The organism is Hyalangium ruber, from assembly GCF_034259325.1.
In the GTDB taxonomy this organism is placed as follows: Bacteria; Myxococcota; Myxococcia; order Myxococcales; family Myxococcaceae; genus Hyalangium_A; species Hyalangium_A rubrum.
Genome location: NZ_JAXIVS010000010.1, coordinates 283,329 through 306,572, shown reverse-complemented (window position 1 = coordinate 306,572; position 23,244 = coordinate 283,329). Strand labels below are relative to the sequence as shown.

Annotated in this window: 15 protein-coding genes; 4 read left to right on the top strand and 11 right to left on the bottom strand. The window is 68.8% G+C overall.

The annotated features are described in order from the left end of the window. Positions 1-60 precede the first annotated feature (60 nt). Both SYV04_RS27880 and SYV04_RS27875 read left to right on the top strand, forming a co-directional pair. Positions 61-3,693: a two-component regulator propeller domain-containing protein gene (locus SYV04_RS27880; protein WP_321548967.1), complete on the top strand. Its 3,633-nt coding sequence runs from the start codon at positions 61-63 to the stop codon at positions 3,691-3,693. Beyond that, positions 3,690-4,190 (top strand): response regulator, encoded by a 501-nt coding sequence (locus SYV04_RS27875; RefSeq protein WP_321548966.1) that lies wholly within the window; start codon positions 3,690-3,692, stop codon positions 4,188-4,190. Before SYV04_RS27880 ends, SYV04_RS27875 begins: the two co-directional genes overlap by 4 nt. Here SYV04_RS27875 and SYV04_RS27870 read toward each other — a convergent pair. The 7 genes from SYV04_RS27870 to SYV04_RS27840 form a co-directional block, all read right to left on the bottom strand. Further along, the gene (locus SYV04_RS27870) at positions 4,177-4,794 is read right to left on the bottom strand and encodes a 2-hydroxychromene-2-carboxylate isomerase (RefSeq protein WP_321548965.1); all 618 of its coding nucleotides are present in this window, start codon (positions 4,792-4,794) and stop codon (positions 4,177-4,179) included. The genes SYV04_RS27875 and SYV04_RS27870 overlap by 14 nt on opposite strands. Further along, positions 4,791-5,420 carry a hypothetical protein gene (locus SYV04_RS27865; RefSeq protein ID WP_321548964.1) on the bottom strand — a complete coding sequence of 210 codons (630 nt, stop codon included), beginning with the start codon at positions 5,418-5,420 and terminating at the stop codon, positions 4,791-4,793. Before SYV04_RS27865 ends, SYV04_RS27870 begins: the two co-directional genes overlap by 4 nt. 29 nt (positions 5,421-5,449) lie before the next feature. Further along, positions 5,450-7,045 (bottom strand): DUF2079 domain-containing protein, encoded by a 1,596-nt coding sequence (locus tag SYV04_RS27860; RefSeq protein WP_321548963.1) that lies wholly within the window; start codon positions 7,043-7,045, stop codon positions 5,450-5,452. Between the two features lie 37 nt (positions 7,046-7,082). Continuing rightward, positions 7,083-8,303 carry a serine/threonine-protein kinase gene (locus tag SYV04_RS27855; RefSeq protein ID WP_321548962.1) on the bottom strand — a complete coding sequence of 407 codons (1,221 nt, stop codon included), beginning with the start codon at positions 8,301-8,303 and terminating at the stop codon, positions 7,083-7,085. Next, complete coding sequence (locus SYV04_RS27850) at positions 8,300-10,132, bottom strand: sigma 54-interacting transcriptional regulator (protein WP_321548961.1); 1,833 nt, start codon at positions 10,130-10,132, stop codon at positions 8,300-8,302. The genes SYV04_RS27855 and SYV04_RS27850 overlap by 4 nt, the downstream gene beginning before the upstream one ends. 55 nt (positions 10,133-10,187) lie before the next feature. Then, positions 10,188-11,132: an ARPP-1 family domain-containing protein gene (locus tag SYV04_RS27845; RefSeq protein WP_321548960.1), complete on the bottom strand. Its 945-nt coding sequence runs from the start codon at positions 11,130-11,132 to the stop codon at positions 10,188-10,190. A 119-nt stretch (positions 11,133-11,251) separates the two neighbouring features. Then, on the bottom strand, positions 11,252-12,700 hold the full coding sequence (locus SYV04_RS27840; RefSeq protein WP_321548959.1) for a methyl-accepting chemotaxis protein: 1,449 nt from the start codon (positions 12,698-12,700) through the stop codon (positions 11,252-11,254). Positions 12,701-13,039: 339 nt separating this feature from the next. Between SYV04_RS27840 and SYV04_RS27835 the strand changes: the two genes are divergently transcribed. Continuing rightward, a complete protein-coding gene (locus tag SYV04_RS27835) occupies positions 13,040-13,552 on the top strand; it encodes a hypothetical protein (RefSeq protein WP_321548958.1) in 513 nt (170 codons plus the stop codon). A 77-nt stretch (positions 13,553-13,629) separates the two neighbouring features. On the opposite strand, the gene SYV04_RS27830 is transcribed toward SYV04_RS27835, so the two are convergent. From SYV04_RS27830 to SYV04_RS27815, 4 genes are all read right to left on the bottom strand, one after another. Then, the gene (locus tag SYV04_RS27830) at positions 13,630-16,941 is read right to left on the bottom strand and encodes a lipoprotein TP_1001-related protein (RefSeq protein WP_321548957.1); all 3,312 of its coding nucleotides are present in this window, start codon (positions 16,939-16,941) and stop codon (positions 13,630-13,632) included. A 120-nt stretch (positions 16,942-17,061) separates the two neighbouring features. Beyond that, a complete protein-coding gene (locus SYV04_RS27825) occupies positions 17,062-18,480 on the bottom strand; it encodes an IgA Peptidase M64 (RefSeq protein WP_321548956.1) in 1,419 nt (472 codons plus the stop codon). 27 nt (positions 18,481-18,507) lie between these two features. Continuing rightward, positions 18,508-20,040 carry a PEGA domain-containing protein gene (locus tag SYV04_RS27820; RefSeq protein ID WP_321548955.1) on the bottom strand — a complete coding sequence of 511 codons (1,533 nt, stop codon included), beginning with the start codon at positions 20,038-20,040 and terminating at the stop codon, positions 18,508-18,510. 46 nt (positions 20,041-20,086) lie between these two features. Continuing rightward, complete coding sequence (locus SYV04_RS27815; RefSeq protein ID WP_321548954.1) at positions 20,087-21,844, bottom strand: Ig-like domain-containing protein; 1,758 nt, start codon at positions 21,842-21,844, stop codon at positions 20,087-20,089. Between the two features lie 351 nt (positions 21,845-22,195). On the opposite strand from SYV04_RS27815, the gene SYV04_RS27810 reads away from it, so the two are divergent. Then, positions 22,196-23,200, top strand: coding sequence for an SDR family oxidoreductase (locus tag SYV04_RS27810; protein WP_321548953.1), 1,005 nt, complete (start codon positions 22,196-22,198; stop codon positions 23,198-23,200). Positions 23,201-23,244 lie beyond the last annotated feature (44 nt).

The window sequence follows — 23,244 nt, the reverse complement described above, 5'->3', positions numbered from 1 at the left end:
CGCCGGGTAAAGAATGCCCCTCTGGTGACACGGCGTCATTTGCTGGACACTGCGGCCTCCATGTTGAAACGGGGCAAGCGCGGTTCAGGGGGACATGCCCTCCTCGGCCTGTGGTTCGTCGCCTTCCTGGGCGCGAGCACGCGGAGCCATGCCCTGGACACGCCCCGGCTCCTGTCCCAGTACAACCACCAGGCCTGGCGCAATGAGGACGGGCTGCCGCAGAACACCGTCTTCGCCATTCAGCAGACGGAAGAGGGCTACCTCTGGCTGGCCACCTGGGAGGGCCTGGCCCGCTTCGATGGCGCCCAGTTCACCGTGTACAACCGGCACAACACGCCGGAGCTGAGCGAGCACGGCATCCGCTCGCTCGTGGAGGATGGCGCCGGCGGGCTGTGGGTGGGGACGAAGAAGGGCGTGCTCCACTACGAGGGCGGCCGCTTCCAACGCCTGCGGGACGAGGGAGACCTGCGGCAGGTGAACGTGCCGGCGCTCGCGCTGGAGGGCACCACGCTGTGGGTGGGCTCCTCGCTGGGGCTGGAGCAGGTGTCCCTCTCTCCGGGAGGCACGCGGCGCCGCTACACGGCCAAGGAGGGGCTGCCGAGCACCGGCATCGAGGCGCTCGCGGTGGACCAGCACGGCGGGGTGTGGGTGGGCACGCGCGAGGGGCTGGCGCGGCTGTGGGACGGCAAGGTGGAGCGGGTGCCGCTGCCGGAGGGCGCGGACGCGCGGGTGCGCTCGCTGCGGGTGGGCCGCAACGGCACGCTGTGGGTGGGCACGTATGGCGGGCTGCTGTCCCTGAGCGAGGGGCGCTTCACCTTTCATGGCCCGGAGCAGGGGTTGCCGCACCACGAGGTGGCCGTGCTGCTCGAGGCCCGGGACGGCACGCTGTGGGTGGGCCATGAGACGGGCCTGGCGCGGCGCACGGACGGGGGCTTCGTCCACTTCGGCCCCAGGGAGGGGCTGTCCGGCAGCCGCGTGTACTCGCTCTTCGAGGACCGGGACGGCAACCTCTGGGTGGGCACGGCGGACGGGGGCCTCAACCGCCTGCGCGCGGGCCCTTTTCGCACCTTCGGCGTGCCGGAGGGCCTGAGCCATGACTTCGTCCGCGTGGTGATGGAGACGAAGGACGGGGCGCTCTGGGTGGGCACACTGGGAGGCGGGCTCAACCGGATGAAGGATGGGCACATCCACCGCATGAGCGCGGCGGAGGGGCTCACCGACGACAACATCCGCTCCCTGGCCGAGGGGCCTGACGGCACGCTCTGGGTGGGCACGCACCACGGCGCCTTCCGCTACGACGGGCAGCGCTTCAGCCAGGTGCAGCGCGAGGACGGGCTGCCGCATGACGTGGTGTGGGCCATCCTCCCGGACTCGCACGGGGACGTGTGGTTCGGCACCTCCTCGGGGCTGGCGCGCCTGCACGCGGGGCGCTTCACCTTATATACGCCCGAGCAGGGCCCGGTTCCCGAGGCCGTCATCTCCATCGTGGAGGATGGCGCCGGCACGCTCTGGTTCGGCACGCACGGGGGCCTGGTGCGCTACGCCCACGGGGCCTTCAGCCGCGTGGCGGTGGAGGGGCTGGCCAACGAGACCATCCTCTCGCTGTACGCCGACCCGCAGGGCGCGCTGTGGATGGGCACCTATACCGGCGTGCTGCGCCTGAAGGGCGAGCTCCTCTCGCGCGTGAGCGTGGCGCAGGGGCTGGCCGACGACACCGTCTATAATGTGGTGCCCGACCTCAACGGCTACGTGTGGATGGGCAGCAACAAGGGCATCTCCCGGGTGAGCCAGCGCGAGCTGGAGGAGGTGGCCGACGGCCGACGCGAGCGGGTGCGCGCCTACCTCTATGACGAGCGCGACGGGCTGCGCGCCGCGGAGACCAACGGCAGCTCCCAGCCCTCCGCGTGGCGCTCGCGGGACGGGCGCGTGTGGATCGCCACCCTGCGCGGCGTGGTGGCGGTGGACGGCAGGGACCCGCACCTGGACCGACGCCCGCCCGAGGTCCACATCCAGGAGGTGCGGGTGCAGGGCCAGCCGATGCCGCTGGGCCCGAAGCTGGAGCTGGAGCCAGGCCGCAATGACCTGGAGGTGCGCTTCACCGCCTTCGCCCCCGAGGGCCCCGTGCGGGTGCCCTTCCGCTACCGGCTGGAGAACTACGACGGGGACTGGGTGGACGCCGAGAGCCGGCGCTGGGCGACGTACTCGCGCCTGCCGCCGGGCACCTACCGCTTCCGGGTCATGGTGGCGGACCGGGAGGGCGTGTGGCGCGAGCCCGGGGTGGTGTTGGAGCTGACGCTGCGGCCGTGGTTCCACCAGACGGTGTGGTTCTACCTGCTGTGCGTGGTGGGGGTGGGCGGCGTGGCGGCCGGAGGCTACGGCTGGCGGGTGGGTCGGCTGAAGGCGCGCGAGCGCTGGCTCCAGGCCCGGGTGGAGGAGCGCACCAAGGAGCTGGCCCGCGCCAACCACGAGCTGGACGCCCACCTGCGCACCCTGCGCGCCACCCAGGCCCAGCTCGTCCAGGCGGGGAAGATGGCGGCGGTGGGCACCCTGGCCGCCGGCGTGGGCCACGAAATCAACAACCCCCTGTCCTACATCGTCTCCAACCTGCAGCATGCCAGCGAAGAGGCAGGCACGCTGATGCAGCGGTTGGAGGGCGGGCCGGAGGACGTGCGCGAGCGGCTGCGGGAGATGGAGCAGGTGCTGCGCGAGGCCCTCATGGGGGCTGACCGGGTGCGTCGTATCGTCAAGGACTTGAAGACGTTCTCCCGCCAGGACGAGGACTCGACGGGGCCGGTGGACCTCCGGGCGGTGATGGACGCGGCGGCGAAGCTGGCCACCGGGGAGCTTCGCCCCCGGGCCCAGCTGGTGCGAAACTTCTCCGAGGTGCCCCGGGTGGAGGGCAACGAGCCCCGGCTGGCCCAGGTGTTCCTCAACCTCATCATCAACGCCGCCCAGGCGCTGCCCGAGGGAAAGCCCGAGCAGAACGAGGTGCGCCTGGTGACTCGTCGGCTGGGGGACGAACAAGTCGTGGCCGAGGTGCATGATACGGGCAGTGGCATCGCCCCGGACGTGATGGCGAGGATCTTCGATCCTTTCTTCACCACGAAACCGGTAGGTGTCGGCACGGGCCTGGGGCTGGCACTATGTCATGCGTTCATCACGGCGATGGGCGGGCGCATAGAAGTCGAGAGTCAGGTGGGGCGGGGGACGGTGTTCCGGGTGACGTTGCCAGTGGCGCGGGGCGAGGCGGTACGCGCGCTGCGTGAGGTCGAATCCAAGGAGGGAGTGTCGATGCGAGGTCGGGTGCTGGTGGTGGATGATGATCCATTGGTGAGTTCCGCGCTGCGGCGGACGCTGGCGCGCGAACATGAGGTGGAGGTGGTGGTCAGCTCGCGGCAGGCGCTGGAGATGTTGCGCTCGCCGCAGGGCACCTATGACGTCATCCTCTGCGACTTGATGATGCCGGAGATGACGGGCATGGAGCTGTACGCCCAGCTCAAGGCGGCCGAGCCCGAGCGGGCCCAGCGCATGGTGTTCGTCACCGGTGGGGCCTACACGCCAGCGGCCCAGGAGTTCCTGGAGCAGGTGTCCAACCCCCGGCTGGACAAGCCCTTCGAGCCGGAGAAGCTGCGCGAGCGGGTCCGCGAGTGGGTGGCTCGGGTTCGCGCGGCGGCCGAAGGCTCGCCGGCATGAGGCGCACCAAGCGGATCCTGATCATCGACGACTCCGAGGCGATCCACCGCGACTTCCGGCGGGTCCTCTGTCCGGAGCCGAAGGCGAACACCCACCTGCTGGACCAGCTGGAGGGGGCGCTCTTCGGCTCGGCGCCCGCGAGCAGTGCGGGGGGGAAGGAGGAGGCCTTCGAGGTGGAGTCGGCCTTCCAGGGCGAGGAGGGCCTCGACAAGGTGCGGCAGGCGGAGGACTCGGGCCAGCCCTACGCGCTGGTCTTCCTGGACTACCGCATGCCGCCGGGCTGGAACGGTGTCGAGACGCTGCGGCACCTGCGGCAGGTGGCGCCCGGGCTGCAGGTGGTGCTGTGCTCGGCCTACTCCGACTACTCCTGGGAGGAAATCCTGCGTGAGTTCGGAGAGGCGCGGCGGCTGCAGGAGATGCGCAAGCCCTTCAGCAGCCAGAAGCTGCGGGAGATGGCGGCGGAGCTCACCGGGGTGAGCGCCGCTAGCGCCCCGTAGCGGCGGAGGCGCCCAGGTGTGCCAGGGCGTCGTCCATCCGGTCCTGCCCGAAGAACAGCTCGCCGCGTACCAGGAAGTTGGGAGCGCCGAAGATGCCGAGCTTTCCGGCGAGCGCGGTCTGCTCACGCAGGCGCAGCTTGGTGTCGGGTGACTCGGCCTGGGCGAGCACGGCGCGGGCGTCGGCGCCGGCCTTCGTGAGGAGCTCCTCGATGAGCGGCGGAGAGGAGATGTCCCGGTCCTCGGCGAAGTTGGCGCGGTAGACGGCGCGCACGAAGTCCGGGCCCCAGGGCTGCTCGGCGCCGAGGAGGGCCACGCGCGACGGGAGGATGCTGTTGCGCGGGAACACCGAGGGCTTGCGCCAGGGCAGCGCGTACTTGGCGCACAGCCGCTCGAGGTCCCGCCACATGTAGCGCCCGCGCACCGGGTGGACGTTGAAGGGAGAGTCCTTGATGCCCTGCTGTTCGGTGAAGAGGGGCCCGAGCAGGAAGGGGCGCCAGAGGATGCGGGCGCCTGCCTGGGCCGCGGCGGCCTCGATGCGCATCGCCGCCACGTAGGAGTAGGTGCTCGCGAACTCGAACCAGAACTCGAACTCCCCGCTGCTCATGTGTCCTTCCCTCGCGTCGCGCCGGACTTCTCGAGCAACACGTCCCGGGCGCGGGTGAGCTCCTCACGTTGCTGGAGCACGAGCTGTTTCAAGTCAGGCCCGAGTCCCACCAGCAGGGACGGGTCTCGCTGCTGGAGCTGGGCCTGGAGCGCCGCCTCGATGACCGCGGGAGGCGCATCGGGGGACACACCCAGCAGGCTCGCCGCCTTCTGGCGCGCACCCTCGCGCAGGACCGCCGGGTCTCCCACCGCCGCGACCAGCCGGGCGTCCTCGCCTCGCTCGGTCAGGACGGGGGAGGTGGAGGCCTTGCCTCGGACGAAGGCCGCGCCCAGGCCCGAGAGTGCCGCCACGCCCAGCGAGAGGACCAGGAACAAGCGCCGCTGGCGCTCCTCCAGCAGCAGGCGTTGTTGAACCTCGGCCCACACCTGTTGCTCCTCGTCCGTGTTCGTGGACTTCGACTTGCGCTTGCTCGGAGGGCGCTCCTGCGCCGCGCCCGCGGTCAGCTCGCGCTCCAGCACGTCGAGCTGCGCGTTGGAGTAGCCGGAGAAGGAGTTCTTCACGAACAGGCCGAAGTAGCCGGCCGTCCCCGCCGCACCCACCGCGATCATGAGGAGCAGCCATCGCATGGCACCCACCTCCGTTTCAGGAGCAGAACCTAGCGCGAAGTGTCCACCGAGGTGGATGGGCCTCGCGCCCCCGGATCGATCAGGACGAAGCCCGCGCCGAGCTCCTCGGTGCGCCCCTGCCGCCGGGCCTCTTCGAGGTGGCGCTGAAACGCGGCGCGGGTGAAGGGGTAGGGCTCCAGCTCGGGGTGGGCCAGCTTGGACCACTCGGGGTGCTCCCAGCAGTCCTCGAAGAGGGGGCGCAGCGGCAGCTCATAGGGCAGGTGGGGGAAGAAGACCGTCTGGGCGCAGATGGGGCCGGGCTCCCGCGCGAGCCGCTCACGAACGCTCGGCAGGGCCTGGCGGACCTCGGAAGGCGGGCGGGAGAACTTCGCGTAGTTACCGCCCACGAGGGGAAAGAGGAGCAGGGCCACGACCAGCAGGCCCTCGCGGAGGCGGGCCAGCCAGGGGTGCCGGCCGAGCACGGCGTAGGCCTCGGTGAAGCCCCAGAAGAAGAAGGGCAGCAGCGTCACCGGGTAGTACGTCCCGAAGCCGCGCATCTTCGCGTAGGAGGTGGAGCCGAGCAGGAAGACGGTGGCCAGCATCGGCACCAGGGCGCGGGAGGAGAGCAGCGGCAGGAACAGGGCGGGGGCGAAGACGCGGTACCAGCCCGAGGTGAGCACATCGCCCAGCAGGCGCAGGGGCGAGGTGAGCATGTTGCGGACGATCTCCGGGAGCGTGGCGCCGTACTGGCCCCAGAAGGTGACGTAGGTGGGCTGCGCGTAGTTCGAGCCCTGGAGCATCAGCGGCTGGAAGAAGCGCACGTTGAAGACGAAGAGGGCGGCGGCGGCCACCAGCATGCCGAGGGCGGGCCGCCACCGCGCACGCTCGAAGAGGAACACGCCCAGGGCGAAGGCGATGACATAGAAGGCGGCGTCCTCCTTGATGCCGAGGAAGGCCACGAGCGCGGCGCCCCACAGGGCGGGCCGGCGCTCCACCCAACCGAGCAGGAAGGTGAGGCCGAAGAGCGGGTAGCACACCTCGGGGCGGAAGCCGCCGTCGAGGAGCACGCTGGTGAAGGGCGTGGTGAGGTAGGCGAGGACGAGGAGCACGCACAGCCCCTCATGCGGGAGCACGCGCTTGCCCAGCCGCCACAGGGGCCAGGCGGCGCCGCCCACGAGGGCGGCGGTGGTGAGGCACAGCAGCAGGGGTGTCTCGAAGAGCCGGTGGAGCACCACGAGGGGGAAGAGCACATACGTGGCATGCACCCCGAAGTGGTTGACGTCGTAGATGGGCGAGTAGCCGAAGTCGCGGTGGTTGGTGTTGTAGAGCATCCAATCGAAGATGCTGAAGTCCACCCCGTTGATGGCGAAGGAGAAGTACCGCCCGAGCTGGACGGACACGCAGTAGACGGCCACGGCGATGACGAACAGGCGCTTCACCCGTGCGGGCAGCGTCGCCTCGGAGGTGCCCTCGCGCAGCCCGCCGGCCCAGGCCAGCGCGAGGACCAGCAGCACGTTGAGCAGGGTCTGCCAGTTGCGTGGTGCGCCGAGCTCCTTGTGGAGCCAGGACAGCGGCGCCATGAGGAGCAGCACGCCGCTCAGGGCGAGGGTGTAGAGGATGTAGAGGCGCTGAGGTGAGCGAAGCACCGGCGCATTCCACCAGCACCTTCGCCATCCACCAAGGTCAGAGCTTCTTGGAGGGCGCGAGCTCTACCGCCTTCGCCGGCTTCTTCCTGGGCGTGCGCGTGTCCAACTTGACCGGGAGGGTCTTTCGCTGGGCAGGAGGCGCTTTCGTCTCGGGGAGGAGTGAAGGCGCCTCCAGCGAGTTCTTCTGGGTGAGCACGGGCTCGGGGAGCTTCTGGGGCTCGGTCGGCTCCGGCTCCTTCGCCACGGCCTCCTTCGGCACATCATCTTTGCGAAGGGCCTTCGGCACCGGAGGCTCCGCGCGCCACGGGCCTACCGCGACCAGGAACCCCACCAGCGCCAGCGCCGCGGCACCGCCCACGCTCAGCACGCCCACGGGTACGCTGCGCTCCAGCAACTTCAGCGCGGCCGTGGCGCTCTGTGGACGCTCCTCGGGCCGCTCCGCCAACAGCTTCGAGATCAGCGTGCGCAGGCGCCCGGGCACACCCGAGGGCAGCGGCCGCTCTCCCGGAATGCCTCCGGCCAGCGCCTCGTGGAGCACCAACCCCAGCGCATACAGGTCCGAGCGCGCATCCGCGCGGCCCATCCGCTGCTGCTCGGGGGCCATGTACCGCAGCGAGCCAATCAACGCGGCGGAGGCCGTGAGCGTGGTGGCCCCCTCCAGCCGGGCGATGCCGAAGTCACACAGCTTCACGCCCTCGCGGGAGAGCAGCAGGTTGCTCGGCTTCACGTCCCGGTGGATGAAGCCCCGCGCGTGCGCCGCACTCAGCGCCGAGAGCACCCGCCGCGCCAGCCCCTCCACCTCGGCGGCCGGCAGCGGCCCCTCCGCCAGCTTCGCGCGCAGGTCCGGCCCCTCCACGCGCTCCATGGCGTACCAGCAGAAGCCGCGCTCCTCGCCCTCGGCTAGCACGCGCACCACCGCCGGGTGCTCGATTTGCCGCAGCGCCTCGGCCTCGCGGCGGAAGCGGGCGCGCACGGCCGGCTCGGCGGCCACCAGGGCCGACAGCACCTTCACCGCGCACGGGCCCTGGGGCCCCTCGGCCTCGTACACCGTGCCCATGCCGCCCGCGCCCAGCCGCCGCTTCAGCGCCATGCCCCCGAGCTGCTCACCCGTCAGGTCCACCTCGGGAGACAGGCGCGCGGTGCCGGGCGCCGTCTCCACGCGCGCCAGGTCCACCTCCACGCCGCAGCCCGTGCATGTGGCCACCGCGGTGCGGGGCCCGGACAGCGGGGTGCGGCAGGCGGGGCAGAGGAAGTTCATTCAAAGAGGTTGATGCCGTACTCGTCGATCTTCCGGTCCAGCGTGGGGCGTGAAATCCCCAGTGCCTCGGCGGCGGTGGACTTCACGCCCTTGGCCCGCTTGAGCGCCAGGACGATGTGCTCGCGCTCCACCTTCCCCACCACCTCCGCGAGTGTGACACCGTGGGCCGGTGCCGCGGTTCCACCCCGCTCGGGCGCGTCCGCGCGAGGCTCGGGCGCCACCACCTCGGGCGGCAGATCCATCAGCCCCACCTGCGCCCCGGGCCCCTTGAGCACCAGGGCCCGCTCGATGGCGTTGGCGAGCTGGCGCGCGTTGCCCGGCCAGGTACAGGCGCGCAGGGCGGTCCGGGCCTCGTCGGTGAAGGACACGGCGCGTCGGCCGAGCTGGGCCGACAGGCGCGTGAGGAAGCGCTCGGCCAGGGGCAGGACGTCCTCGGGCCTGTCCCGCAGCGGCGCCAGGTGGATGCGCACCACGTTGAGGCGCCAGTACAAGTCCTCGCGGAAGGTGCCCGCGCGCACTCCCTCGATGAGGTTGCGGTGGGTGGCGGCCACCACACGCACGTCCACCGGCAGGCTCGCGCGCCCGCCCACGCGTTGCACGACCCGGTCCTGCAGCACGCGCAGCAGCTTCACCTGGAGCGGCGCGGGCAGGTCTCCCACCTCGTCCAGGAAGAGGGTGCCGCCATCGGCCTGCTCGAAGACGCCGGGGCGGGCGCTCACCGCCCCGGTGAAGGCGCCCTTCTCATGGCCGAACAGCTCGCTCTCGGCCAGCTCGGCGGGGATGGCGCCACAGTTGACGGCGATGAAGGGCCCGCGAGAACGCGCGCCCAGGGAGTGGATGGCGCGCGCCACCTCCTCCTTGCCGGTGCCGCTCTCGCCCGTGATGAGGACGGTGGACTGCACCTGCGAGGCGGCGGTGGCCACGCGCAGGGCCTCGCGCATGGAAGCGCTCTCGGCCACGGGAGGCACGTAGCTGGGGACGCTCGCGCGCAGCGGCTCGGAGGGAGGGCACAGCGAGGGCCCGGCGGCGCCGGCGAGCGCTCCGGCCAGCGCCAGCTCCTCGTCGCTGAAGGCCGTCTCGCGCATGAGGCAGAGCGCGCCCGCGGGCTGGCCCGCCACGTACAGCGGCGCGCAGAGGACATGCGCCTCGCCCCGGCGCACGCGGGTGCGCAGGTTGTCGGTGTCGGGGAAGGCCTGGGCCTCGGGCATCGTCAGGGCGCGGCCGGTCCGCAGCGCCGAGTCCACCAGCTCCCGGCTCACGGTGAGGTGGGCGCCCAGGGGGCGGGCCAGCAGCGGACGCATGGAGCCATTGGCGGCCAGGCGCAGCACGGTGAGGGCCGTGGGATGGAGCGCGGCGCGGATCGCCTCGAGCACGAGGCCCACGCCGGCCTCGGGGGAGGGCGCGTTGGCGGCGCGCAGGGCCAGCTCTCCGGCGCGGGCCAGCGCCTCGGGGGAGGGCGCGGTGCCGCTCCGGGCCGCCTCCGTCCGGGAGCGGGTGAGCACCAGGGTGGACTCCCCGTCCCGGGCGCGCAGCGCATCGAAGGAGGGCTCGTACACCAGCACGCTCTCGCCCACGGAGATGTGGTCTCCGGGGCGCAGGCGGGTGGGCTCCTGGAGCAGCTGGCCATTGAGCCAGGTGCCGTTGCGCGAGCTCAGGTCCCTCAGCACGTGGCCCGCGGGGCCGATGGGGTCGATGGCGCAGTGCTCGCGGCTGACCTTGTCGTCCAGCAGTTGGAGCCCGCCCTCGGCGGCCCGGCCGACGATGAGGGGTGCATCCAATTCTCGCGCTATGCCCCGGCACGGGCCGAACATCGCCACCAGTCTCGCCACGTCCCCATTCTAGCGATAGCCCGGGGACGTGGGGGGTTGGACACGGGGGCTGTGTCTACTTCTTCCCCTCGGTGGAGCCGAAGAAGGTGCCGTGAATGGCCTTGCCCTTGGTGCGGAACACCTTCTTCTGCCCCTCCTTGGGGGTTCCCACGAAGGCGTCGATGTCCTTCTTCTTGAGGGAGCGCGCCTTGGCCTGGCCCTGCTCGGCCTGCTCGGCGCGGCCCGGCTGCTTCTCGATGGCGGCCAGCACGTAGGAGGCCAGCAGCTTGCGCTCCAGCTTGCCGTACAGCTTGGGGCTGTCGAAGACGTCCACCACCTCCAGCTCTCCGTTGATGGCGACGGCCAGGCCCGCCATGCGCTCGTCGCGCGGCAGCTTGGCCTGGATTTCGTCGAGGTACTGGCCGATGCGCTTCCGCAGCGTCGCGTCCTGGAGCACGCGCCGGTAGGTGCCCGTCTCGCTGGAGACGCCGGAGACCTGGGACTTGCGGGCCACCTCGTTCCACACGGCGCCCTGCTCGGAGAAGAGGGCGGCGCGGCGCAGGTCCGGGTGGGCCACGGCGAGGCCGGGGCGGAAGCTCAGGTCCTGCCCCTCCCAGCGGCCCTGCTCGACGCAGACGACGGGGACGCGGCGGCGCTCGCCGGCATCCAGCACCACGTCGGACTGAACCATGCGGTCCTGCTTGCCGCCCAGCAGCACCTCGCCGCCGAGCAGGTACATGGGGCGCTCGTCGCGGTTGCGCACGGACAGCTCGGGCACGTTGCCATCGCCCACCTCGCGCACGTCCACCTTGCGTGCGTTCTGGGCCTCCTCCAGCACGGTGTAGTCGTCATACGGAGGGCCCTTGCGGGTGTGCAGGGGCACCACGGCGAGGTTGTAGGCGAGCACGGGTTCGCCGGCCTCGAAGTCGCGCAGGTCGAACTCCGTGCCTGCCTCCTGCGCGGGAGCCAGGGACGGGGTGAGCAGCAGGGCGGCGGTGAGGGCGGCAAGGAAGCGGTTCATGGGACTCTCCTGGGTACGTGGAGTCCCAATGCAAAACGCCGTGCCAGCGCCGCTCCCTCGGGGCGCTTCCCGAGGGGTGTAACGCCGCGTGACGGTCTGTCACGCCCTATGACACGGCCCTAGGCCACCACCACGTGCTGGCCGGCGAGCGGGGAGTCGGCGAGCGAGGGCCCCGCGTTGGGCGTCGCTGGCGGCTCGGCGCGAGCCTCCTTGCGAGGCAGCAGCGCGCGCAGCTCATCGGCCAGCTGGCCCAGTCGGTCGGCGGTGATGGCCACATCGGCGCTCATCCGCGCATGCGACTCGATGAGGCTCTGGAGCTGCGAGGCGCCCGAGGAGATGGCCTCGGTGGCGCCGGCCTGCTCGCTGGCGTCCTCCATGGTGGAGCGCATCAGCCCTTCGATTTGCGTGACGATGCCGCGGATGGACTCCAACGTCTTGCGCGCGTCGGTGAAGCTGCTCTCGAACTGGTGGGTGGTTTCGCGGATGGTGCCCATGCCGAGCAGCGTCTCGTCGAGCTGGATGCGGATGCCGCGCACCACGTCGTTGATCTTCACGGAGCTGTGCTTGGAAGCCTCGGCGAGCTTGCGCACCTCGCGGGCGACCACGGCGAAGCTGCGACCGGCATCCCCGGCGCGCGCGGCCTCCATGGCGGCGTTGAGGGCGAGCACGTCGGTCTGGTTGGCGAACTCCTGGAGCGTCTCGGTGAAGGCGACGATTTGACGAGCGTGGGTCTCCAACTCCCGGAGGCTGGCCTCGGTGTGGATGATGGCCTTGGCGATGCTCTGCATGCCGCTCTCGACCAGGCCCATCTCGTCATCGATGCGCTGGGTGTGGCCGGTGGCCTGGGAGACGATGCTGCTGGCGCCGGAGGCCCGCGCCGAGGAGGCCCGGGCCATGCGAGCCACGGCCTCGCTGGCCAGGGCGATGCGCTCGGTCTGCATGTGGGCGCGAGAGGACTCGCTGGACAGCTCCAGGGTGGAGTCGCGCAGCGTCTCGACGAGCTGTCCGAGCGTGTCGGTGGCATCGCCCACCTGGGTGCGGGAGGCCTCCAGGGTGCGCAGGGTGGAGCCCATCTCCTGCTTGAGGAAGAACTGGCGGCGCAGGGAGCGCAGGACGCGCTCGAGGGTCCAGGCCATGGACACGGTGCCCACGGTCATGGCGCCAATGCCAAGCATGCGAGGGGTGAGCTGGGGGCTGGGGTCCAGGGAGAGGTCCAGCACGGCGTAGCTCATCACCATGAAGGCGTAGAAGAGGCCGCGCGCCAGGGAGTTGAGCGGCAGCACCATGGGGATGAAGAAGACGCTCCATAAGAGGAGGGTGGCGTGGAGCAGGGAGCGCTGGGTGCCGGCGAAGTAGAAGGCCGCCTGGCTGGCGAGGAGCCAGGCGGCGGTGGAGAACAGGCCGAGCCAGGGGCCGACCTCCCAGCGGGCCATGCGGGCCATGAAGCCGAGCACGCCTAGGGGGAGCAGCAGGCACGCGAAGCGGACCCCGGCGACCGCGAGCACGGAGTGGGGGGAAGGCAAGGCGCCGAACTGGACCATGAGCACGTCGCCCAGGAGCAGAAGCACACTACCTACCAGGACGGTCTGACACAGTTGCCGGGTGCGCCGAGGCCAGCGTTCCGAGAGGAAAGAGGCGTAAGCGGCCCACGCCACGGATGAAGGAGGGGAGGAGCCCATCGTCGATTCCGACAGTATCTAATAGGTTGGGTCGTTTCTGGAAGGGCCCCTACCTGGAGTGAGGGAAGGGAAGGGGGAGCGAGCCAGGGAGCGAGGGGGTGCGAGCCTGTTCCTTGGGAGTCGGCGGGAGGGGGCGAAGCGACGTCCACCCCCGGATTCTCCTCATGGGGTGAAGCCCCCATCTTCAGGAGTGAAGCGGAGGGAAGTGCGAAAGGGGGAAGTGACGCGATGGGCCGGCTGCGTCAATGGACAGCGATAGCGTTGGCCGTGGGGCTCTGCGGCTGGGGATACGCGTGCCAGAGCGGGGACGAGGAGCCGAGCGGCTACGAGCGCGAGGCGCGCTCCGAGGTGCTGCGGGGGCTGCTGGCGCGAGAGCGGGTGCCGACGCCGGAGGAGCTGGACGCGCAGGGCAGGGACTTGCGGGCGGAGGTGGGGGAAGGAGAGGCGCCGGGGCAGGGCGGTTCGGGGCGGGAGGCACCGACGGCGCGGGCGCAGGGGAAGGTGGAGTGGGTGGGAGACGACGAGCTGCTCTTCTGGGACGAGGCGGGAGCGGAGCAAGAGGTGCGCATCGAGCCGGACACGCGCTTCGTGCGGAAGGGGCAGGAGGTGAGCCGGAGGACGGTGGAGGCGGGCGCGGAGATCCAGGTCTCCTACGAGGTGCATCAGGGAGAGTGGATCGCCAGGGAGGTGATCGTGTTGCGGCCCCCACCCCCCGCGGACTCCATCTCGCGTCCCCCGTGAAAAAGAGAAGGGCCGCGACCCTTGGGAGTCGCGGCCCCTCTGGTTTTCAGCGCTGAGCCCTGAGGCTCAATATGGGCCTACGGGTTGATCACGCCCCACGTCGGAGCACCGGTCGCCCAGTCTGCCTTGCTGTTGGTGTCGGTGGCGGAGACGCGCCGAACACTGTTGGTCGCGGTGGTGGAGTTCGAAGTAGGCAGGCCCGTCCAGTCGGCCGAGACCTCGAGGGCCGTGGGCGTCGAGGTGAGGGTGCATGGCACTCCACCGCAGTCCACGGGGCTCCAGTGACCGGCGGCCTGGATGGCCTGCAGGTTGCCGGCGAAGGCGGCGGGAGGCGTTCCTTCCGTCCGAATGAAGGGAGTGGCGTCCTGGATGTTGCTGACCGCATCCCGAATGACCAGCACGCGGCTGGAGTACGTGATGTGGTTCGTACCTCCCTTGAAGTCCCACGCGGTGTCGTAGTTGGTGGCCGTGCCGCTGGACGGGAACTGAGTCTTGCCAGTCGTCTCGCTGGTCATCGAAGGTGTGTTCATATGCACGACGATGATGTCCCCCGCAGCCACGGTGGCATCGGGGAAGGTGGCCAGGAGCGTCGGCGCGTTCACGTCCTGATTGAGCGTGAAGTTCTCCACGTTGCCCCCGGTGACGACGACAAGCTCCACGAGGTCGGCATTGCCGGTCATGGTCGGCTGGACCTCGGTGATGCGCAGCACCGCAGGGACCCGGTAGCCCTTGAATGTGGCCGTGTCCGCATCGGCCTGCACAGGGGTGCCGACCGTGTCCTTGATGGTGTTCGCGACCGTCAGGTTATAGGTCGTCCCCGGGGTCTGCGTGCTCGTGGTCAGGGTGACCTGCCGCTCATTGACCTGCGCGTCCGTGGTGGTGAGCCCGGTCTCGAAGATGAACTGAGTCGCGGCGTCGGTGATGCTGTTGGGGTCGATCCGACGATCGAATGTCAGCACCACCTGCGTCAGTGAGCTGGGCAGAGCGCTTAGCAGCTTGGGGCCAGGGCAGCTCACGCTCAGGTCCGAGGCGTAGTAAGCCGACGGCTGAGCCGCGTTGCTGGTGGCGGAAGGCGTGAAGCGCCACATCGGACCCGCCTTGAGCGTGAACTGGCAGCCGGAAACCATCTCGTACTGATCAGACACGGTGGTCGCCACGCGGAGCCGGACGTTGTTGTTGCCCGTCGTGATGCCCGTCGTCGTGAACTGGAAGCCGACGTGCCCCGTGCCTAGCGAGCTGGGACCCGTTCCCAGGGTCCCCGTGAAGCTGACGAGCTCACTCTCATACTGGTTGAGGTTGGCTTCGACGGTGAATTCGGTGTCGGCCTTCGCGGAGTGGTCGACCGCGAGACCCGCAGGGGTGGCCGTGTTCAGGTTCTGCACCGGATGGCCCCGGGACACGATGGTCGGAGCCGCGGCTAGGGTGGTGGCCGCATCGATGCCGCTCCTCAGCGACTTCTGGGTCACGGAGATCGTGACCCGGTCACCCACCTGCAGCGCTGAGGGATCCGTCTCCACGAACATGGCCGGACCATTGGCCTCCGCTTGGAGGAAGAAGCCTGCGGCGTCCGCGCCCACGGCCGGCTTGATGTAGGTGACGAAGGCGTTCTCGATGGGGAGCCCCGGATCGTAGACGATCGGGTCAGCAGCGATGAACGCGGCGATCTGCGCGCTGGTGGTAGCGGGGTCCGCCCCTGGGGCGGCCTCACAGGCCTTGAGGGTGGTGTTGCACACCTGAGTCAGGGCGCAGTCAGCAGTGGTGCGGCACTGGATGCAGGCTGTCTGGCTGTCGCAGTAGGGCTTGTTCTGGTCCACCGAGTGGCAGTTCGCGTCCGTGAGGCAGACCTTGCACTCGCCGCGGCTGTTGTTGGCCGTCAGGTCGCAGAAGTCGGTGTTGCCGGCCGCAGCCAGGCACTGATCGTCGTCCGTGCATCCGCAGAAGTTGGTCGCGTTGCAGGCGGGCCGGGTCGCGGTGGTGCAGTTCGCGTTCTCGACGCACTCCACGCAGGTCGAGACCGGAGGAGGCGGTTTGCAGATCGGGGTCGACGGGTTGGTACACGAGGCATCGCCCTCGCAGCCCTCGCAGGCAGTACCCGTTGCGTTGCACGTCTGCGCGCCGGGGCACCCCTCGGCGCCCAGGCAGACCTTGCACACGCCAGCGCCGTTGGCGGCCGCGGTGTCGCAGATGGAGGTGGGAGCAAAGCACCCCACGTCCGTGCCGCTCTCGTCAGGGCCCACGGTATTCATGCAGACCCTGCAGGCGCCGGCGCCATTGTTGGCCGTGGGCGCGCACAGGGGGGAGGTCGCGCTGCAGCCCGTGTCGGTCGCCGCGCCCGTAGCTGTGTCCGCGCACAACCTGCAGGCGCCCGCGCCATTGTTGGCGTCCAGGTCACACACAGGCGTGGTCGCCGAGCATCCCACGTCCGTACCACCGGTGGCCGAGGTCGCGCACACCTTGCACACGCCGGAGCCACTGTTGGCGTCGGGGTTACAAATGGGAGTGGTGGCAGAGCAGCCCTGATCCGTGCCGGTGCCCGTGGCCGAGTCCGTGCAGGTCTTGCACACGCCCACGCCGCTGGAGCCCGAGGTGTCGCAGATGGGGGCGGTGTCGGAGCAGCCCAGGTCGGTACCCGTGAGCGAGTCCACGCACGCCCTGCACGCGCCGCGGCCGCCGCTGGCGGTGGTGTTGCAGATGGGGGCGGTGTCGGAGCAGCCCAGGTCGGTGTCGGTGCCCTGCGCGGTGTCCGTGCAGGTCTTGCACGCGCCCACGCCGTTGGCGGACGTGGGGTCGCAGACAGGGGAGGTCGCCGAGCAACCCAGGTCCTGGCCAGTACCCGAGGCCGTGTCGAAGCACGCCTTGCACACGCCCGCGCCGCTGTTGGCGGTGGCGTCGCAGATCGGGGTGCTGGTGGAGCAGCCCTGGTCGGCGCCCGTGCCCGAGGCCGAGTCCGCGCAGGTCTTGCACACGCCCTGGCCGTTGCTGCCCGAGGTGTCACACACCGGGGCGTTGGAGGCGCAGCCCAGGTCGGTGCCGGTGGTCGTCGAGTCCGTGCAGGTCTTGCACACGCCCTGGCCGTTGTTGGCCGCCACGTCGCAGATGAGCGGCGCGGTGCAGCCCGCGGTCGCCGAGCAGGTGCGGCACACGCCAGTGCCGGAGCTGGTGTCGCAGACCAGGCCACTGGCGCACTCGGGCTCGCACTTCACCTCGGTGTCCGGCGCATCCCTCAACTCACACTTGTTCTCTACACAGGCGTACGTTTTGCCTGCGGGCGGAGCTCCCTTCTCGTTACGACAGTCCGTAGGGCTCGTACACTCATCGCCACCACATCCCGCGAGCGCCAGTACGCACACGACGGCACAGAGCGCCTGGAGCCAGCTGCGCTTCAACATGAACAACCTCCCTGGGGTGTCTGGATGCGAATACCCTTACACCCACTCCGGAAGGCACGTCCACGCTGCCGCTCCATGCCATCGGCATGTCACACATGGATTAACGCGCGAGGTCTGTTTTCACGGTGATGACGCGCCCGACTTGGCGGGTTTTCCGGCGTACAGCTCGATGACTTCGGTGAGGGCGTGCTGGCACACGCCGCAGAAGGGCACGCGGTCGCGGGTGAACATGACGCAGTCGACCTGGGGGCGGTAGTAGCCGCGAGCCTCGTACATGGCGCCCTCGAAAGCGCCCACCTTGCCGGAGTGTTTCTGGGAGGAGAGGAATTTCTCCTCCCAGTCACGCTGGCGGGTGAAGAGGGCATCCATTTCGGACTCGGGGCGGCGCTCGGCGCGAATCTGCCGGCGGCGCTGCTGGATGTCGCGAGCGTGCGTCTCGTAGGCCTCCTTGCTCCAGGGCGTGGGCAGGGGCGTGGCGGGTGAGAGGAGCGCCTTCCACTTGAGCTGCGCGGGGTCCTTGAGCGCGGTGACGTTCTTCTCCCAGGGCTCGGGGCGGTCCTCGGCGGGCAGGTAGGCGGAGTCGGAGGTGTAGTACTCGTCGGCGAGGCCGGCGAAGTGGTGGCCGAACTCGTGGACGAAGATGTACGGGGACCAGAGGCTGTCGGAGGCCACGGTGCCATAGAGGCCGAAGATGCCGCCGCCTCCGTAGGTGTTGCCGTTGACGAGGATCTCCACGAAGTCGTAGGGCGCGAAGGCGGCGGTGTCGCGGAAGGCGCGGTTATCGAAGGTGAGCACGTAGCGCTCGCTGCCGAAGGCGTCATAGGTGGCGCCCACGGGGGAGCGGCGGTGGATGCCGGTGGACGGCCGCGAGATGCCGGACTCGGCGGCGGCGGGGACGAGGCCCCAGACGTTGAAGTCGGCCTTGCGCTCCTTGAAGGGCGAGAAGGTGAAGAGGATGTCCACGAGGCGGCGCGCGTCCTTCTCGAACTTGGGGCGCTCCTGGGCGGTGTAGCCGTCGCCGAGGATGAGCAGGTCGACCTTCTCGGCGGGAGGCCCGCTCTGGAGCAGCGGCAACAGGGGCCCGGGCGAGGCGGGAGCGGACGGGTCGACGAACATGTCCTTCGGGTCGACGGCGAGGGACCAGATCTCCCGGAAGGCGTTTCGGGCATCGCGCTTCTTGAGGAGGACCTGGACGGGCTTCTCGGGAGCGGGGAAGCGCAAGGACTCGTGGAAGGTGCGGTGAACCTCCTTGGCTTCCGAGGTGGTCTCCCACTCGCCATAGATGGAGGCGAAGCCGCGCGAGTAGAGGAGGCGGTTGGTGGCGCTGTCGCGGACCTCGAAGAGGTACTTGCCGAGGTTGGTCTCGTCGACGGGGCGCGAGGGGTTACCGGGCCACGGGAGCGGTTCGAGGACGAGCCGGTCGAGGCTGAAGCGCTCCTCGGTAGCGTTCCCGGTGTGGAAGTAGTCGACGCGGAAGGTCCGGACCGGGGCGGCGGAGGCGGCGCTGGTGGCCAGCAGCAGGGCAAGCAGAGTGCGCATGGGGGCGCACTCTACCCAGACGCGTGCTCAGAACGAGCCCGAGAGGGAAACGGAAGCCCCTCCGGGGCTGGGTGAGACACCCACGCTGACGGGCGGGGGCTCATGGGAGGGAGACGCGAGGAAGAGCACGGCCCCCGTGGTGATCGCGGCCCCCGAGCCGATGAGGAGCCCGGTGATCATGTTGCCCTTGGAAGCGAGCGAGTCACGAAGCTCGAGGGACTCCGCGTCGTTGGCGTTGATGCGTCCGCTGGCGTTGAGCCGCTGCTCGAGTGCGTCGAGATCCTTCTGGGCCATGAGCCGCACGGCGCCGGCGCCACCGAGGGCGGCGACGCCGGCGCCCAGCGTCACATAAGAGGCCACGCGCAGGGCCGAGGTGGAGCCCGAGCCGGTTCGAGACGAAGCCTCCCCCCCCTCCAGGAGCCGATCCGGCGCCGAAATATCCGGGTCGGAGGGAGTCCCAGGACCGGAGGACACCGGAGCGCCGGAGGACTGAACCCAGGGGGCCTTGCCATTGGTATTGGACACGACGAGGGGGGGCTGGTCCTTGCCCGTGGTGACGAAGTCCACGAGGGCTGAGAGGGAGTCGAGGGGCGCATCGAAGCCCTGGGTCTTGAATCCGCCCTCGCGAACCTTCTGGCCACCCTCGACATTGAGCACGATGGCGGCGAACCAGTTGGGCCCGCTGCTGGGGCGCTCCAGGCGGACGAGGATGACCTCCTCGACGCCGAGAGTGCCACCGAGACGGATGGCATGGCTGAGCGTGCGCTCATCGGCCCTGTCCGTAGCGGCAAGGCAGGGATAGGGGCTGGCGGTGACGGAGCCCTCGTAGGCGAGATCAACCAGGATGGGAGTGTCTGACCCTTGAGCCTGGATCTGACGCGGAAAACTGACGGCGGAGCCCTTCACGAGGGTGATGTCGTAGGCGCCCGCGAGGACCTCGAGATTCAAGGGTGTCTGACCCACCTTGAGGCCATCCAGGTAGACGTCGGAGGCGGGGACGGTGGACCTCACGGCGAGCTTGACCTTCTTGGCCTTGGCGAGCTCGCCCCGGGCCTTGTCGAACGCCTGGCGGATGGAGGGGGCGTAGAGAGCGGGGTCCAGCTTGTGCTGGGGCTTGAGGCGCAGGACGTTGAGGAAGGCGGTGTCGCTCTCCTTCACCTTGCCCATGGAGCGGTAGTTGAGAGCATGGAGGAGCTGGGCGTTGAGGTAGAGCTGCCAGCGGGTATCGCCGACGGGGAGGCGGGAGATCTCCTTGAGCGCCTCGTCGATGGCCTGCTCGGCCTTGGCGTAGCGCGCCTCGTAGAACTGGTTCTGCGCGGCATCGAGCTGGCGCTGGATATCCTCGAAGCTCTTGGAGGCGGGAGGGAAGAGGCGCTCGTTGAAGGCCGCGAGGCTGAGAAGTTCCTCGGCCTGTCGGGACTGGAGCGTGTCATGGAACGCCTTGGCATGGCTGCTGAGCTCCGCGTCCTTGCACTCCCCGCTGGCCACCACCAGTCGCTTGGGGGCGGCGTGTGCGGTCAGCGAAAGGAGTGTGGCGAGTGTGACGTATAGCTTTTTCATGGGAGCTGGTTGTGGAGTGTTAAGGAAAGAAGCGCAATGGCCAGGGCTAGCGATTAAAGCGTCGAAAGTGGACTCTGGGGGCAGTGGAGCCTCCGCGGCTCTCTACCCAGGAGATCAGAATATGCCCCAGTTTGTTGGGATGTATCCGGATGTTGCCACGTAAGCTTTCAAAGACGAGCGGTTCGCTGATGGGGCGCCATTCATTGTCTGCCCACCGCCAGACGTGAAGTTGATGGTCTAGCCCGCTAAGAGTATATCGAGACCAAGCGAGGAGAGGCGTGCCGGATTCTTCGATAACGACGGCGTAATTTGGTGGATTGGAAGAGTTTACAGCGATCCTGCTTCCCAGAGGGAGCCACTGAGTGGCAGACCAAAGATGAGTTTGGATATAGTCGCGGTCATTCTCCTTCTCAGTCCATACTACCAGTGGGTGCCCTGAGGTCGTGGTTTGCAAGGAGAGGTAGCTTCCATAGGCGACGTATTGATCGAATTCAGTTCCCGCGTCATCCGCAAGGTCTATCCAGGTGCTGCCGTTCCAATAGTAGTACAGGATGTTTGAGGACGCTTCCTTGGGGCTGATCCATCCAAGGGCTGGGTGACCCGTGTTTCTAAAAGTGAGAACAGGAAAAGCATCCGCGCTTGCCGTCCTTGAGTTAATGCAGTCCCCAATCGCTTCCCACTGGGACTCGGTCCAGCGATGGGTACAAAACCAGTTGGAGGTTCCCCTCAGTTCAGCCCTTGTGAGAACAAGGTTGCCGGAAGGGTCGAATTTCAATTGGGGCCAGAAACCTTCCAGTGGAGTCGTTGCGTCGCCACTGAGAGGAGCCCATGAGCTACTGTTCCAGCGACGGACAAGTATCTTGTTGGAAGTTCCATCGTTCTCGCGCCAAATCACAAAAGTTTGGGCGGAGTTATCGATGGAAATCGAGACTTCGGATGCAGGGGTGTTGCCTGGATAGGCGCTCAGGTCACCACCGAGATGTGTCCAAGCTCCCTCCCATCGGTACAAGTGGAGCTCGTCAGCAGGGGAGGAGGGGATAGCCCAAGCAACCACGGGGTTGCCAAGGTTGTCGAGTTCGTAGTTGGCAAGCGAGGCATTGGTGGCAGGGGCTGTGGCGCCGTCGATGGGGCCCCAGATGAGCCAGGAAGGCAACTGCCACGCCCATGGGTCAGAGGGATGCGGCAGGGTATTGCCAGCCAAGTCTGTCACGCTGCCGTTCAAGGTGAGGGTTGCTGTGCTGGGAGCACTCAACGCGGACAAGGGAGTCACCGTGACGGAATTGCCGTCCGCGCTCAATGAGGCAGTACAAGGAATATCAAGGCTGTTCTGGGTCAGGTGCATCAACTCTTGAGGCGTGGTGCTGAACTGGATCGGCTCCGAAAACACCACCTGAATCCGTTCGTGGATCGAGACGTTCTGTGCTCCAGGTGTTGGCGTGCGTGACACCACTTGGGGCGCTGTCCGGTCCACGACCACCTCGCGTGCGGCGCTGGTGAAGGACTGACCCGCGATATGCACGCGGCCCATGATGCGGTAGCGCCCCTCGGGCACGGAGGTCGTGTCCCACTGGAAGGAGTATGGCGGGTCGAGTGTCGCGAGAACCTCGTCACCTGCCAGCAACTCGACCTTGTCTGGGGGAGCGCCTGTCACCTCCATTTTCAACTCGAGGGTACCGTTCGTGTACGCAGTCTCGCTGGGGGTAACGACCTGTATCTCTGCTTGGGGAGCGTCGATGTCCGGAAGGTTGATGCAGGCTGTCAGAAGGACGACGGCGGAGAGGAAGAGGGGCTTGGTTGGGATCATCGAGCGACCCTGGATTGCAGGGAGTGTTCCGTTCACTACCGGATAGGCGGAGCCGAGATACCAGCCGCTCGTGCTTCTCCACAACCGCCCCCCCCCGGAACTTCGAAAGCCTTGGCCTTTCGGGAACTTGGCCGCGAGTTCCTGACCCTCCAGGTCAGCCTCCGCCCAAAGCTTTCCTACCTCCCGTGTTACCTCTCTCGGACCGTCTCGTTTTTGGACTCCAGTCCCGATTCGGAGACTCGGCGAAGGCCTGCTCCCTGGCTTGCTCCCCAGCGCGGCGGTTCATGACGAGGTGCGCCAATGGACTTCCTCCCCCATCTTGCGCGGGGAGGGACCATCCGGGAGGGCCGCATGAAGCGCGCTTGGAAGGGCAAGGTCATCGTCATCACCGGTGCATCCAGCGGCATTGGCCGTGCCACGGCGCTCGTGCTGGCCAAGAAGGGTGCTCACCTTGTCCTCGCCGCGCGCCGCGAAGAGCCGCTCGATGAGCTCGCCCAGCAGTGCGAGGCCCTCGGCATCCGTTGTCTCTCCATTCCCACGGATGTCTCCGAGGCCGACGCCGTCCGTGCTCTCGCCGCCCAGGCTGTACAGGCCTTTGGCCGCATCGATGGCTGGGTGAACAACGCGGGCGTCTACCTGCTCGGCCGCTTGGAGGAGACCCCTGACGAGGCCTTCCGCCAGGTGATGGAGACCAACTTCTTCGGCACCGTGTACGGCGCTCGCGCCGCGCTCGCCCAGTTCCGCCGCCAGGGCCGGGGCACCCTCGTCAATGTCTCCTCCGTCTTCGGCTCCACCGCCGGGCCTTATGTCAGCGCGTATGCCGCCTCGAAGTTCGCCGTGCGCGGCTTCTCCTCCTCCATCCGCCAGGAGTTCGAGGGCACGGGCATTCACGTCTGCACCGTCCTCCCCGCCGCCGTCGACACACCTCTGTGGCAGCACTCCGCCAACTACACCGGTTGGCGCCTGCGCCCCGTGGAGCCCATCTACTCTCCCGAGCGCGTCGCTCGCGCCATCGCCCGCGTCCTCGAGCGCCCTCGTCGCGAGCTCTTCATCGGGCCCTCCCGCCGTGTCTTCGCCGCGCTCCACACCCTGCTGCCCTGGGCCTCCGAGAAGGCCATGCGCTCCATGACCGAGTCCAAGCACTTCGAGGATCGGCGCCAGTCCCGCACCTCGGGCAATCTCTTCCAGCCCATGGCCCAGGGGACCGGCCGCAGTGCCGGCTACCGCTCCCCTGCTCGGCTGTGGTTCAAGCGCCTCCTGCTGGCCGGAGGCCTCCTGGCCTCTGTCGCCTCCCTGCGACGCAGTGCGGCAGGGCGCCGCCTCGGGCTCCGAGTCGTGGAAGCGCTCGGAGCGTGACGTCCACCTTCGGACACCTGGAGGAATGACACCCACCACCCCGC

What these genes read in the sequence shown, in the direction of transcription:
- SYV04_RS27825 (WP_321548956.1), bottom strand. Translation starts at nt 18,480, where the DNA reads ATGCGCACTCTGCTTGCCCTGCTGCTGGCCACCAGCGCCGCCTCCGCC.
- SYV04_RS27880 (WP_321548967.1), top strand. Translation starts at nt 61, where the DNA reads ATGTTGAAACGGGGCAAGCGCGGTTCAGGGGGACATGCCCTCCTCGGC.
- SYV04_RS27845 (WP_321548960.1), bottom strand. Translation starts at nt 11,132, where the DNA reads ATGAACCGCTTCCTTGCCGCCCTCACCGCCGCCCTGCTGCTCACCCCG.
- SYV04_RS27855 (WP_321548962.1), bottom strand. Translation starts at nt 8,303, where the DNA reads ATGAACTTCCTCTGCCCCGCCTGCCGCACCCCGCTGTCCGGGCCCCGC.
- SYV04_RS27830 (WP_321548957.1), bottom strand. Translation starts at nt 16,941, where the DNA reads ATGTTGAAGCGCAGCTGGCTCCAGGCGCTCTGTGCCGTCGTGTGCGTA.
- SYV04_RS27810 (WP_321548953.1), top strand. Translation starts at nt 22,196, where the DNA reads ATGAAGCGCGCTTGGAAGGGCAAGGTCATCGTCATCACCGGTGCATCC.
- SYV04_RS27820 (WP_321548955.1), bottom strand. Translation starts at nt 20,040, where the DNA reads ATGAAAAAGCTATACGTCACACTCGCCACACTCCTTTCGCTGACCGCA.
- SYV04_RS27875 (WP_321548966.1), top strand. Translation starts at nt 3,690, where the DNA reads ATGAGGCGCACCAAGCGGATCCTGATCATCGACGACTCCGAGGCGATC.
- SYV04_RS27865 (WP_321548964.1), bottom strand. Translation starts at nt 5,420, where the DNA reads ATGCGATGGCTGCTCCTCATGATCGCGGTGGGTGCGGCGGGGACGGCC.
- SYV04_RS27815 (WP_321548954.1), bottom strand. Translation starts at nt 21,844, where the DNA reads ATGATCCCAACCAAGCCCCTCTTCCTCTCCGCCGTCGTCCTTCTGACA.
- SYV04_RS27870 (WP_321548965.1), bottom strand. Translation starts at nt 4,794, where the DNA reads ATGAGCAGCGGGGAGTTCGAGTTCTGGTTCGAGTTCGCGAGCACCTAC.
- SYV04_RS27835 (WP_321548958.1), top strand. Translation starts at nt 13,040, where the DNA reads ATGGGCCGGCTGCGTCAATGGACAGCGATAGCGTTGGCCGTGGGGCTC.